Below are 12,899 nucleotides of genomic sequence, written 5' to 3' on the forward strand. Positions count from 1 at the left end.
TATTAGAGATGTCATGCTGAGCTTGTCGAAGCATCTGCGCAAGAGATGAGATTGCTTTCCCGACGGTCGGCGCAGGCTGTTACTTAAAAGGACAGAAAAAATAAATAGCTAATAAAAGCCTCATAGGTTTTGGAAACCTATTAGGTTTGTCTGGAAACTTCAATAGGAACGGGCTTTAGCCCGTTTATAAAAAGAAGAAATTCATTTGGCTTTAGCCAAAACTTAATGTGAATGCTTCTGCGCAAAGAACCTTTCAAGATTTGACCTTGAAAAGCTTGATAAAGAGCAATGACGTTCAGTGTGAAAAAACCTAACGGGTTTTGAAAATCCGTTAGGTTTGGATAATAACGAAATTCAGTGGTAAGGAAAAACAAAACGTTGTCTTAGCCCTGATTGCAGCGGCATCCTTTTTGTGATTGCGATGCAGAAAAGTAAAAATGATGAATTAATGTTATTCGCAATCACAAAAAAGATATAGCGGAAAGCAGGTAGAATAGTGAGGAGAAAGACAAAATATTCTGCTCCTAAAAAATAATAACATAACAATGTACCTGGTACATTTTACAATATAAAAAATGGAAGAACAAGACAACAATATCTGGTGGCTCAACGAAGAATCTGAGCAAATGCTGAACAGAGGTTACCTTCTGAAAGGGGAAACCGTAGACGGTGCAATCGACAGAATCACGACTGCCGCAGCAAAAAAATTATACAAACCTGAACTGCAACCGGCTTTCAAGGAGATGATCATGAAAGGATGGATCAGTTTTTCTTCTCCGGTATGGGCGAATATGGGAACGCAGAGAGGTCTTCCAATCTCTTGTTTCAACGTGCATATTCCGGACAGCATTGAAGGAATCACCCACAAAATGGGTGAAGTGATTATGCAGACGAAAATCGGGGGCGGAACGTCGGGATATTTCGGTGAACTTCGTAACAGAGGAACTGCGGTGACCGATAACGGAAAATCTTCGGGTGCGGTTTCGTTTATGAAGCTTTTTGACACTTCTATGGATGTCGTTTCACAAGGCGGTGTGAGAAGAGGTGCTTTTGCGGCATATCTTGATGTTGACCACGGTGATATTGAAGAATTTTTATCAATTAAAGATATCGGAAGTCCCATTCAGAACCTGTTTACAGGGATTTGCGTACCGGATTACTGGATGCAGGATATGATCGATGGTGATGCCGACAAGCGTAAAATCTGGGCGAGAGTTTTGGAAAGCCGTCAGCAGAAAGGTCTTCCTTACATTTTCTTTACGGATAACGTGAACAGAAACAAACCACAAGTTTATAAAGACCTAGGATTAACCGTAAATGCGAGTAATCTTTGTTCGGAAATTATGCTTCCTTCTACCAGAGAGGAATCTTTTATCTGCTGTCTTTCTTCTATGAACTTAGAATTGTATGACGAGTGGAAAGATACGAATGCAGTACAATTGGCAATCTATTTCCTAGATGCTGTTTTGTCTGAGTTTATCGAAAAAACGGAAGGAAATTATTACCTGAAAGGAGCGAGAGACTTTGCAATGCGACACAGAGCGCTTGGTTTGGGAGTTTTGGGTTATCACTCTTACCTTCAGAAAAACATGATTCCTTTTGAGAGTTTTGAGGCGACTCAGTTTAATGCAAGAGCTTTCAAACACATCAGAGCTCAGGCGGATATTGCATCGAAAGAACTGGCCAACATTTACGGTGAACCGGAATTACTGAAAGGTTATGGAATGAGAAATACAACGGTAATGGCGATTGCTCCTACCACTTCAAGTTCTGCGATTTTAGGTCAGACTTCTCCAGGAATTGAGCCTTTTGCATCAAACTACTACAAAGCTGGTCTGGCGAAAGGAAACTTCATGCGTAAGAACAAGTATCTTGCAAAATTACTGGAAGAGAAAGGCCTAGACAATGAAGAAACATGGAGAACAATTATGTTGAACCACGGTTCTGTACAGCATTTGACGGAGCTGACTGACGAAGAAAAAGCGGTATTTAAAACCTTCAAGGAAATTTCTCCGATGGAGATTATTTCTCAGGCTGCACAGAGACAGCAGTACATCGATCAGGCGCAGTCATTGAACTTACAGATCCCGTCTACGATGCCAGTGAAAGATGTAAACTATCTTTACATCGAGGCTTGGAAGAAAGGTGTGAAAACTCTGTATTACCAAAGAAGTTCATCTGTTTCTAAGGAAATGATGGTGAATTTTGTAAGCTGTTCAGCTTGTGAAGCTTAGAATTATGGAGAAGTGTTTTGTAATACAGCCTTTTGATAACGGTAAATTCGATAGTAGATTTATAGATACCTTCGAACCAGCAATTAACGCTGCAGGTTACGAAGCTTATAGAGTCGACAAAGATCTTGGAGTTAAAATACCTATAAATGATATTGAAACTGGAATATCTTCCAGCGCTTTATGTTTTGCTGAAATTACTACAGACAATCCAAATGTGTGGTACGAACTTGGTTATGCTTACGCATGTAATAAGGATGTCATTCTAATATGTTCAGATGAGCGCATTGGAAAATATCCTTTCGATATTCAACATAAGTTTATAATTAATTATAAAACAGGTTCTGTCAGTGATTACAAAAGACTTCAAGAAAATATTACTAATAAAATCATTGCATTAAAAAACAAAACAAATACTGTAAAGAAAATTAGTAATTTACCTTTAAAAGAAAAAGAAGGTTTAAGAAGTCACGAGGTAGCAATTATGTTCCTGGTTATGGAGAATTGTATAACTATGGATGAGAGTATTTCAGTTAATAGTCTTAAAAATGACATGACTAGATCGGGATTTACAGATGCAGCCACCAGTGTCGGTGTGAGAACTTTAGTAAATTATGATCTCCTTGAAATGGTTAAAGAAAATGATGACTTTAGTGGCTTCGAATATTATGCTTGTAAATTAACTGAAGACGGTGAAGGTTGGATACTATCAAATCAACATTTATTACAATTTAAAAAATCTGACGATATAAATAATGAATTAGGAAATGACGATTTACCTTTTTAAATTTATATAATAGCATTATTAATTAAACCGCAGAATTTTTTCTGCGGCTTTAATTTAAAACAAAAAGTAAAATAAAATTTACATATTGTAAAATATTCTTTACATTTGTTTTATTAAAAATTACAAACATGAATACATTACAACTTTTACCAAACCGTTATAAAATGATTGGGTGGTTTATTTTTATTCCTTCTTTAATTCTTGGATTGATTTCACTTTCGGGAATTATGAACGTTGAAATCTCTTTGCCCGTTATTTACAATTCAGGATTTTTCAATAATGAAAATCAAGGTTTTCTGAAAACAGCAGAAATTTATTTGTTTCCGAATCTTTTTGGAATTTTAATTATCATCGGCGGAATTTTGGTGGGATTTTCGAAGGAGAAAATTGAAGACGAATATATTTCGAGCTTAAGATTAAAATCGGTTTTCTGGAGTTTGGTAGTTTCCTACGCTATTGTTCTTTTTTTGTTTCTTACGGTTTTCGGAAGCGTATTTCTTACCGTGATGATTCTCATCATGTTTCTGCCACTGGTTTTATATGTTTTCAGATTTAATTATTTACTGCTTAAAAAATGAAAAATACCATTAAAATCGAGAGAGCTCTAAAAGGCATCACGCAGGAAGATTTAGCGAAAATAATCAGCGTATCGAGACAAACAATTAATGCAATGGAAGCCGGAAAATATGTTCCGTCAACAGTTTTGGCTTTGAAAATTGCGAAATATTTTGGGAAGAACGTGGAGGATATTTTTGAGTTGGAATATGGGGATTGAAATTTGTTTTATTCGTACTAGTAAACAGAAAATTTGGTCAATGAAATTTGTTTCCCCGACCCTAAAGGGAGCAAATTTCATATCAACCTTAGTTTTTTAATCGAAAGATTTCCTTTTGTAGAATTAAGTAAATTATATAGATTTTTCATATCTGATAATAGTTTTATATCTAAAATCCTTAACGAAGAGTCGTATTTCGCACAATCTAAAATCACTCCCTTTAGGGTAGGGGAAAATGATTTTAGATTTTTGTATAGAAAATTTGTTTTCCAAAACTTAAAGGAAGTAAATTTTCTTTTGTATAATTTAAAAAATTAAATAATATCAAAATTTTCAGAGAAAGCATTTTCAAAATCATGGAATATATGTATTTTAGATTAAACACTTCGCATGAAAAAATTTAAACCCAACTACGATGATGGAATGTGGAAAGGTGCTCAATCAAGTTCTTTTCTAAAAGCCCAATCTTTACGAAAGAATGAAACTAAAGAAGAAAAAATTCTTTGGGACAAGCTGAGAAATAATCAATTAAGAGGATATAAATTCAGAAGACAACATCCAATAAGTTTATATATTGCCGATTTTTACTGCCATCAATTAAAATTAATAATTGAGATCGATGGTGAATATCACAATCTTGCAGAACAAAAAGAAAAAGATCAGGAAAGAACACAGATTTTAGAGAGTAACGGATTAGAATTAATCAGATTTACGAATCAGAAAATTCATGAAAATTTAGATGAAGTCATCTCTGAAATAAATACAAAAATTGATGAAATTATACATTTGGAATTTTAAACCAATCGCATTAATTTATTTATATTTGTTTAAACTAAAACCTCCCCACTAATTCCTAAAACCTAAGTCAAATGAAATTCGGACAAGTAGAAGACCCGTCAAAAATAGATTTTACATTACCAAAAGATCATTCAAGAACCAAGGAAATTTTGAAGCAAAATAAAAAAGGGCTTGAAAACATCTCCATTGGTTGTGCAAAATGGAACAAAACAGACTTGAAAGGTTTTTATCCGAAAGGTACTAAAGACGAATTAGAGTATTATTCTACACAGTTTAATTCTATTGAACTGAACGCTACTTTCTACGGAATGCCGACCTCAGAACAGGTTTTGACATGGAAGGAAAAAACTCCGTCAGATTTTAAATTCTTCCCGAAAATTACCAATACCGTTTCCCATTTCAGAAGACTTTTGAATATTGATGATGTCGTGACGCAATTTGCAACGTCAGTTTTAAATTTTGATGAAAAATTAGGAATGGTTTTTCTTCAGCTTCACGATAATTTTAAACCTAAAGATTACGAAAGACTTGAGCAATTTGTGAATAAATGGCCGAAAGAAGTGCCGTTAGCAATCGAACTCAGAAATACGGAATGGTTTACTGATGAAGAGATTTTAGATAAAACCTGTCAGCTTTTCGAAGAAAATAACATTACCAATATCATCGTTGATACCGCCGGAAGAAGAGATATGCTTCATATGAGACTTACAACTCCAAACGCGTTCATCAGATACGTGGGAGCCAATCATGAAAGCGATTACGAGCGACTGGACGACTGGCTGAAACATCTGACAAAATGGAAAAAAGAAGGTCTGCAGAATCTCTATTTTTTTGTACATCAAAATCTGGAAAAAGCCTCACCACTTCTGTCTTCGTATTTCATTAAAAACATGAATGAAGAATGGAAAACTGACCTCCGTATTCCGGTGATGGGACAGGAAAATATGCCAAATTTGTTCTAATTTCTTTTTCTTAAAATTAAAACGAGATTCAGGAAGATAAGCAGCAGATTCAGGGTTACCCAAATGCCCGCGTGCATATTTTGATAATTGTCTTCCTCAATTTCCTTTTTTGCTACAGCAGACAGTTTTTCGCTTTGATTGATGTAATTCTGAACCTCAATCATCTGATCCATATTTTTATTGGGAACCGAATGCTGAGAAAAGTAAACCAGATTTTTTTTACCCAGATATCCTGCAACCCAGTATTCATCAGAGTTTTTCATATTCAGATACTCTACACGGAAGTATTCTGGCCGTATTCTTCCCACATGACTGGTTTCTAAAGACCTTGAACCATCTATACTGTTCACCTTTATAAGATAAAAATCGAGAGCCTGTGGAAGTTTGTTAATTAACTGGAGCGAAACCGAATGATCTACAATTCTAACCGTACTTTTTTTAATAAACCAATACGTAAAAAGGGATATCCCAAATACAAGGCTCAAAACCCTGAATAATTTCGCCAGCTCACCAGCCCTGCCTTTCTTTACTTTTGAAAGAAAAAGCGAGAGCACGAGAAGCACAAAGACCAATGAAAGAATAAATCCCATAAAACAAAGATATGAATTGATTTTTTAGCCTAAAACATTAATCAACATTCCATTCTTTATAAAACTGATTGAGAAAATTCAACATAAACTGATGTCTTTCTTCGGCTATTTTTTTTCCTTCGTTGGTATTCATCAAATCTTTCAGAAGCAACAGTTTTTCGTAAAAATGATTGATTGTGGTGCCGTTCGATTTTTTGTATTCTTCTTTCGACATGTTGAGTTTTGGCTCAATATCAGGATGATACATCAGGTTATTTTTAAAACCTCCGAAATTAAAAGTTCTTGCGATGCCAATGGCACCAATGGCATCGATTCTGTCGGCGTCCTGAACAATTTTTAATTCTATGGGTAGATTTTCGGGTACTTCTCTTCTGTTTTTAAACGAAATATTCTGAATTACAAACAAAACCTGCTGTATAACTTTTTCGTCAACCTTTAAATTTTCCAGTAATCCTCTTGAGATTTTTAACGCCAAAGTCTCATCACCCTCATGAAACTTCGGATCGGCAATATCGTGAAGTAAGGCAGAAAGTTCTACCACATCAAGATTACAGTTTTCGGTCTCGGCAATTTTCTTTGATAATTTCCATACTCTTTCGATGTGAAACCAGTCATGACCGGCTTCTGCGCCTTCGAGTTTTTCTTTTACGAATTCTATCGTGCTATCTATTACGTTGTTCATCTTTAAATTTTAATTTTGTTATTCGCGGAAAATCACCCCGTCAAAAAATCGAAGATTTTTCGCCACCCCTCCTTGGGAGAATTGTCACGATTCCACCTCATGCAGAATAATATCCCAAAGTTTCTGATTATAGCTTCTGAAAAAATTGATGTGGCCAATGATTCCCTTTTCAGATTCCGAAGTTTTTAAAATTCTGAAGGTCGGTTTTAAATTGGCGTAAGTGTCATTCAATAAGGACTTCACACCTTTTTCGGTTAACCAAGCATCATCTTCAGCATACAAAACCAAGACTTTCTGATTTAAATATTTGGAAAAATCCGTTGTTTTTTCTAATAATCTGTTGGTTGATTTCCGGTTCAAAATTAAGGTTCTCCAGTCATAAGCGCAATTTTTTGGAAGACTTTCTCCAAGACCAAACCAATGTGCCGGGAAATAACCGAATATCTCTGTAAAAAAAGGCTGGGCAAATCCGAAACCAAAAAAAGCTTCTATTTTTGTTTTCCATTTCAGATTTCCGATAAAAGCATTTTGAGTGGCGACGAATATCAACTTTTCAAATATTTTAGAATCGTCATTCATCCCCACAATCAAAGCTCCCACTGAATGTCCGAGGCAAAATTTCTTATGATTTGGAAAGTTTTGAATTAAAAATTCCGTTATCGTTTTAAAATCAGAAGTTCCCCAAGAGCGCATTGAGGCTTTTGATTTTTTAAGATTTCCAGTTTTTGAAAGCCCTATTCCTTCATAGTCATAAGTAATCACCGTCATGCCATTTCTTCTTGCAAATGCAGCAAAGGAAAAATAAATCTGCTGACGAACGCCGGTAGCAGAATTGATCAGCAAAAGCTGATCTGTCTTTTCTTCCGGACTGAAAATATGAAGGCAGATTTTAGCACCACTGAAGTTATTAAGATATATCCTTTCCATAAAGAAAAATTCCACTTCAAAGGTGGAAAAATTATGTGATGATTCTTAGTTTTTAAGGCTGTTTAGATATGTATTAAATAACTTTTACAGAATTTCATCAAGATATGGAAGGCCTGTCTGAGCGCCTGTTTTTAAAGAAACTTTTGCAGAAACTCTATTCCCGAGTTTTACGCAGTCTTCCAAACTGTTTCCGTGTGCAAAAGCGTAGGCAAAACCGCATGTGAAGCCATCTCCCATCCCAATCTGATATTTCATTGTTTCATTTTCGTCACGCTGGTATTTCATTACACTTCCGTTGTGATACACCGTAGCATTGGTTTCATCTCTCACAAAAAGTTTGTTGGAATATTTTTCTAAAACAGATTCCAGATTTTCACTGCCAAAAATCAGAGACAGTTCGGTGCTTCGGGCAATAATAAAATCAGCCTGATCAATGATCATCTGATCAATTTTTCTTGCGGGTGAGGCATAAAGTCCCACAGTTTTGTGATGTACTTTAGCTTTTAAAACGGCATGTTTCAGAATTTCATCAGAAATTTCGAGCTGTAAAAGTACCATATCACTTTCTCTGATGTATTTGTCTGCAGCATCGATGTTTTGAGGGGTTAAACATTGGTTTGCAGCGGGAATAAAGACTACAGAATAATCGTTACCGGTTTTGGTAATAAAGGCACTTCCGGTAGTTTCCAGATCAGTTTCGGCCACAAAACCTACGTTTACATTTTGTTTCACCAGATTTCTCATAATCTGCTGACCCGCGGGATCCATGCCAACACAGCCGATAAAGTAGACCTGCGCGCCCAGACGTGACATTCCCACCGCCTGATTGGCTCCTTTGCCGCCAAAGAAGAACTCTGATCTGCTGGCAGAAACAGATTCATTGGGCTTCGGCAGCCGATCTGCAGTAACCATCTGATCGATGAAACAGCTACCTATTACAATTACTTTCGGCTGAGATTTTGAAAAATTCATTTTTATAGTTTTCTGAAGTCTAATTTAGCTTAAAAAACTATATCTTTTACTGAATTTCAATAAATTCTGTAACTATCTTTACTGGCTTATGATCTGCATCAAAACCTATATAACTTGCATAAAAACCTTCGCCATATCCCGTTTCAAAAGCGAAAATATTTAGTGGGATATCTTCATCCGGTTTTAAAAATGCGTACTGATCTATGGCTCCTTTTTCGTCAAAAAAATGCTCGTGGAAAAACTCTTCATAAATCCCCATGAAATCGTCACCTTTTCTCAGATAGAGTTTCTGCTCAAGATCATTAAGACTGTTTTGGCTGTCCAGATCCATAAAACAGCCCATTCCGCTTTCTACAGGATACCCGAAAACCTCTTCATCAGCCAGATCTTTTAGGTTTTGTCCTTCTGTAGTTGCCATTTCCCAATGAATAATCTGAGTTTTGCCAAAAACAATCTCACCGTACGCCACGCAGTTGCTTTCTCTTTCTTTGTGAAGCAGAACCTGAAATTCACCTTGTGGAAATTCTGTATTAAAAGGCTTCATATCATTAGTCAAAACAGGATCGCAGGCCACAAGCTTTCCGCTTGAAAGATAGATTTTACCGACTTCAAAACTCTCTATGAGTGGACTTTCTACAAAGTTTTTTGAGAAAAGTTTTGATATGTTTTTTATGTGTGTCATTATTTTGATGGATGTTTGGCGATGGATGCTGGGTGTAAAACAGTCTATACCCAACATCCTTCACCCTACAAAGTTTTTAGTTTCTCTTCAAGAATTGCAATTTTATCCTGCGCATCTTTTTGTTTTTTACGCTCAGACTCTACAACTTCCGGTTTTGCGTTGGCTACAAATTTCTCATTGGAAAGTTTTTTGTCTACAGAAATCAGGAAGCCTTTTAGATATTTAATTTCTTCTTCTGTTTTCGTTTTTTCTTCTCCCAAGTCTAAATTTTCACTTAAAGGAATTGAAACTTCCATTGAACCAACCAAAAATGTAAAGCTTGGCTTATCTGTTTTTGTCCCGAAATGAATTTCTGAAACATTGGCCAGTTTTCTGATAACAGATTCATTGGCAATTTCGGTTGCGTTGGTATAAATTTCGGCAGCTTCCTTGGGAGAAATTCCTTTGGTCTGACGGTAGTTTCTTATTCCTGAGATAAAGTTCTGAGCGGTTTCAAACTTTTTAATAAGATCCTCGTTATAAGGTGCTGCTTTCTTTTGCTGAGAAATAACCAGTGCATCTTCAGCTTTTCTTTCTGAAATCGCCTGCCACAATTCTTCTGTTAAGAATGGCATGAACGGATGCAGCAATTTCATCAGCTCTTCAAATAAATGAATTGTTTTACTGTACACTACTTTAGAAATACCTTCGCCATAATTAGGTTTGATGGCTTCCAGATACCAACCGCAGAAATCATCTTTTACAAGTTTCTGAAGTAAATTTAAAGCATCAGAAATCCTGAATTTACTGAACTGGTCATTCACTTCAGCAATCGTTTTATCCAGTTGATTTTCAAACCATTCAATTGTCTGCAATTCAGTTTGATTAGCGGGTTTATCTTCGTGATTCCACATGTTGATCAGACGGAAAGCGTTCCAGATTTTTGTTCCGAAATTTCTACCCAGATCACAAAGTGGCGAAGTGTAAATAGCTACTTTACCTTCCTCCATTCTCTGTTTTACCTTTTTTTCTGTTAAAACATTTCCTTCCTCATCAATCTGCTCAGAATCAAACTTTAAATCGTTTCCGGCAGCGGAACTCATCATAATCCCCACTCTTACGGCATCAGCACCGTAACGTTCTATCAGATCCAAAGGATCCGGTGAATTTCCAAGAGATTTAGACATTTTTCTGCCGATTTTATCTCTTACAATACCCGTAAAATAAACATTTTGGAAAGGAATTTCTTTTTTGTATTCCAGACCTGCCATGATCATCCTTGCTACCCAGAAGAAAATAATATCCGGACCGGTTACCAGATCTGAAGTTGGGTAATAATAATTGATGTCTTTATTATCAGGGTTATTAATTCCGTCAAAAACTGACATTGGCCACAACCATGAAGAGAACCATGTATCGAGGGCGTCTTCGTCTTGTCTCAAGCTGGAAGCTGAAAGCTCGGAGTTGGAAATTTTCTCTCTTGCTAAGGTTAAAGCTTCTTCGATGTTTTCGGCAACTACGAAATCATTTTCGCCTTCACCGTAATAGAATGCAGGAATCTGCTGTCCCCACCAGAGCTGACGGGAAATATTCCAGTCGCGGATGTTTTCCATCCAGTATTTGTAGGTGTTTTTGAATTTTTCAGGATAAAATTTTACTTCATCATCCATCACAACATCCAAAGCTGGTTTTCCAATTTCAGACATTTTCAGAAACCACTGAACAGAAACTTTAGGTTCAATCACAGCACCTGTTCTTTCGGAAGTTCCTACTTTATTGGCATAATCTTCTGCTTTCAGTAAAAGATTCTTTTCTTCTAATTCTTTGGCGATTTGCTTTCTTACATCAAATCTGTTTTTTCCGGCATAATGCAGTCCGTGCTCATTCAGATTTCCGTCATCATCCAGAGAGTCAATCATCGGAAGATGGTGCTTTTTCCCAATTTCGTAGTCATTGATGTCGTGCGCAGGTGTAATTTTTAATGCTCCAGTTCCGAATTCAATATCTACGTATTCGTCTTCAATTATCGGAATGACTCTGTTTACAATCGGTACAATTACATTTTTACCTTTCAAATGAGCATATCTTTCATCATTTGGATTGATACAAACTGCGGTGTCTCCAAAAATCGTTTCCGGACGCGTTGTAGCAACAGAAAGGAATTCTTCGGTACCCTCGATTTTATACTTCAGGAAATATAATTTTCCGTTTTGTTCTTTAAAGATTACTTCTTCATCAGAAATATTGGTTTTTGCTTCAGGATCCCAGTTTACCATCCTGTATCCACGGTAAATTAAACCTTTATTGTATAAATCAACAAAAGATTTGATTACCTGCTGAGAAAGAGATTCTTCCATGGTGAAACGGGTTCTGTCCCAGTCACATGAGCAGCCTAATTTTTTCAGCTGTTCAAGAATAGTTCCGCCGTATTTATCTGTCCATTCCCAGGCGTGTTTCAGAAATTCTTCACGGGAGATATCAGATTTATTGATTCCTTCAGATTTCAGTTTGGCAACCACCTTTGCTTCTGTTGCAATTGAAGCGTGGTCTGTGCCTGGAACCCAGCATGCATTAAACCCCTGCATTCTTGCGCGGCGAACGAGAATATCCTGAATGGTATTATTCAACATGTGCCCCATGTGCAGAATTCCGGTAACGTTTGGCGGCGGAATTACAATCGTGTAAGGTGGCTTCTCGTTAGGCTCTGAGTGGAAATATTTGTTTTCCAGCCAGTATCTGTACCATTTCTGTTCTGTTTCCTGAGGATTATATTTTTCTGAAATCTGCATAAATTCTAATTTCTTTATCTTACAATTTGCAAAAATAGTTTAAAGTAAAAAAATGTAAGCACTAATTAAAATAATTTTTAACTTTGTTCCTCAAAATTATCTAACATACATATTAACTTTAAGTATATGAAAAACTTACTAGCTGGAATCGCTTTTTTAGGAACAGTTGCTTTTGCATCTGCACAAACCATAACTTTCGACAATACTACCTTCGAGTACGGAAACATTAAACCGGGATCTGACGGTACAAGATTTTTTACAGTGACGAACACCGGAGACAAGCCTTTGGTTCTTTCAAATGTAAAACCATCTTGCGGATGTACAACCCCAGAATGGAGCCAGGATCCTATTTTACCGGGAAAATCTGCAAAAATTAAGGTAGGATACAACACTGCTTTGGCAGGACCTTTTACAAAAATGATTGAAGTGTTTTCTAATGACCCTGTGAACAGCAGAAGCATTATCTATATTAAAGGAAATGTAGACCCTAACGCTGCAGATCCAGCTCCTGAACCAGTAGTTGAGGCAAAAGTTCTTACTCCGGAAGAATTAAAAGCTGAGCAGGAAGCAGAAAAAAAAGCAGCTAAAATTGCAGCCAAAGAGGCTAAAAAAGCAGAAAAGGAAGCTAAAAGAGCGGCAAGAAAAGCAGCAAAAGCGGCTAATTAATTTTAAAAATTAAAACTTTATATAAAACCATCTCTCAAAGGGATGGTTTTTTTTGCTAT

The 12,899-nt window shown here is 36.3% G+C and carries 13 protein-coding genes; 7 read left to right on the forward strand and 6 right to left on the reverse strand.

Going from position 1 to position 12,899, the window contains the following annotated elements; all coding sequences use genetic code 11:
• The first annotated feature begins 575 nt into the window (after positions 1-575).
• From ASG31_RS12855 to ASG31_RS12880, 6 genes are all read left to right on the forward strand, one after another.
• On the forward strand, positions 576-2,234 hold the full coding sequence (locus ASG31_RS12855) for a ribonucleoside-diphosphate reductase subunit alpha (RefSeq protein ID WP_056033204.1): 1,659 nt from the start codon (positions 576-578) through the stop codon (positions 2,232-2,234).
• 4 nt (positions 2,235-2,238) lie between these two features.
• Positions 2,239-3,018, forward strand: coding sequence for a hypothetical protein (locus ASG31_RS12860; protein ID WP_056033206.1), 780 nt, complete (start codon positions 2,239-2,241; stop codon positions 3,016-3,018).
• A 128-nt stretch (positions 3,019-3,146) separates the two neighbouring features.
• Positions 3,147-3,596, forward strand: a complete 450-nt coding sequence (locus ASG31_RS12865) for a hypothetical protein (RefSeq protein ID WP_056033209.1) — start codon at positions 3,147-3,149, stop codon at positions 3,594-3,596.
• Positions 3,593-3,793 (forward strand): helix-turn-helix transcriptional regulator, encoded by a 201-nt coding sequence (locus tag ASG31_RS12870; protein ID WP_056033212.1) that lies wholly within the window; start codon positions 3,593-3,595, stop codon positions 3,791-3,793. The genes ASG31_RS12865 and ASG31_RS12870 overlap by 4 nt, the downstream gene beginning before the upstream one ends.
• A 390-nt stretch (positions 3,794-4,183) precedes the next feature.
• Entirely contained in the window at positions 4,184-4,591 is a 408-nt protein-coding gene (locus ASG31_RS12875) for an endonuclease domain-containing protein (RefSeq protein ID WP_231433737.1), read from the forward strand.
• A 71-nt stretch (positions 4,592-4,662) separates the two neighbouring features.
• Positions 4,663-5,553, forward strand: coding sequence for a DUF72 domain-containing protein (locus tag ASG31_RS12880; protein ID WP_056033214.1), 891 nt, complete (start codon positions 4,663-4,665; stop codon positions 5,551-5,553).
• Here ASG31_RS12880 and ASG31_RS12885 read toward each other — a convergent pair.
• The 6 genes from ASG31_RS12885 to ASG31_RS12910 all read right to left on the reverse strand — a co-directional run bounded on the left by ASG31_RS12885 (position 5,550) and on the right by ASG31_RS12910 (position 12,174).
• The gene (locus ASG31_RS12885; RefSeq protein WP_082504553.1) at positions 5,550-6,143 is read right to left on the reverse strand and encodes a hypothetical protein; all 594 of its coding nucleotides are present in this window, start codon (positions 6,141-6,143) and stop codon (positions 5,550-5,552) included. The two genes, ASG31_RS12880 and ASG31_RS12885, sit on opposite strands and share 4 nt — an antisense overlap.
• Before the next feature lie 37 nt (positions 6,144-6,180).
• Positions 6,181-6,825 (reverse strand): HD domain-containing protein, encoded by a 645-nt coding sequence (locus ASG31_RS12890; RefSeq protein WP_056033217.1) that lies wholly within the window; start codon positions 6,823-6,825, stop codon positions 6,181-6,183.
• Positions 6,826-6,909: 84 nt separating this feature from the next.
• The gene (locus tag ASG31_RS12895; protein WP_056033219.1) at positions 6,910-7,752 is read right to left on the reverse strand and encodes a serine aminopeptidase domain-containing protein; all 843 of its coding nucleotides are present in this window, start codon (positions 7,750-7,752) and stop codon (positions 6,910-6,912) included.
• 84 nt (positions 7,753-7,836) lie between these two features.
• On the reverse strand, positions 7,837-8,724 hold the full coding sequence (locus tag ASG31_RS12900; protein ID WP_056033222.1) for a ribokinase: 888 nt from the start codon (positions 8,722-8,724) through the stop codon (positions 7,837-7,839).
• 46 nt (positions 8,725-8,770) lie between these two features.
• Positions 8,771-9,406: a DUF4241 domain-containing protein gene (locus tag ASG31_RS12905; RefSeq protein WP_056033225.1), complete on the reverse strand. Its 636-nt coding sequence runs from the start codon at positions 9,404-9,406 to the stop codon at positions 8,771-8,773.
• Between the two features lie 65 nt (positions 9,407-9,471).
• Positions 9,472-12,174, reverse strand: a complete 2,703-nt coding sequence (locus tag ASG31_RS12910) for a valine--tRNA ligase (RefSeq protein ID WP_056033229.1) — start codon at positions 12,172-12,174, stop codon at positions 9,472-9,474.
• Positions 12,175-12,300: 126 nt separating this feature from the next.
• Between ASG31_RS12910 and ASG31_RS12915 the strand changes: the two genes are divergently transcribed.
• Positions 12,301-12,840: a DUF1573 domain-containing protein gene (locus tag ASG31_RS12915; protein WP_056033232.1), complete on the forward strand. Its 540-nt coding sequence runs from the start codon at positions 12,301-12,303 to the stop codon at positions 12,838-12,840.
• The last annotated feature ends 59 nt before the right edge of the window (positions 12,841-12,899 follow it).

Origin of the sequence: Chryseobacterium sp. Leaf404 (assembly GCF_001424145.1) — a bacterium.
Taxonomy (GTDB): domain Bacteria; phylum Bacteroidota; class Bacteroidia; order Flavobacteriales; family Weeksellaceae; genus Chryseobacterium.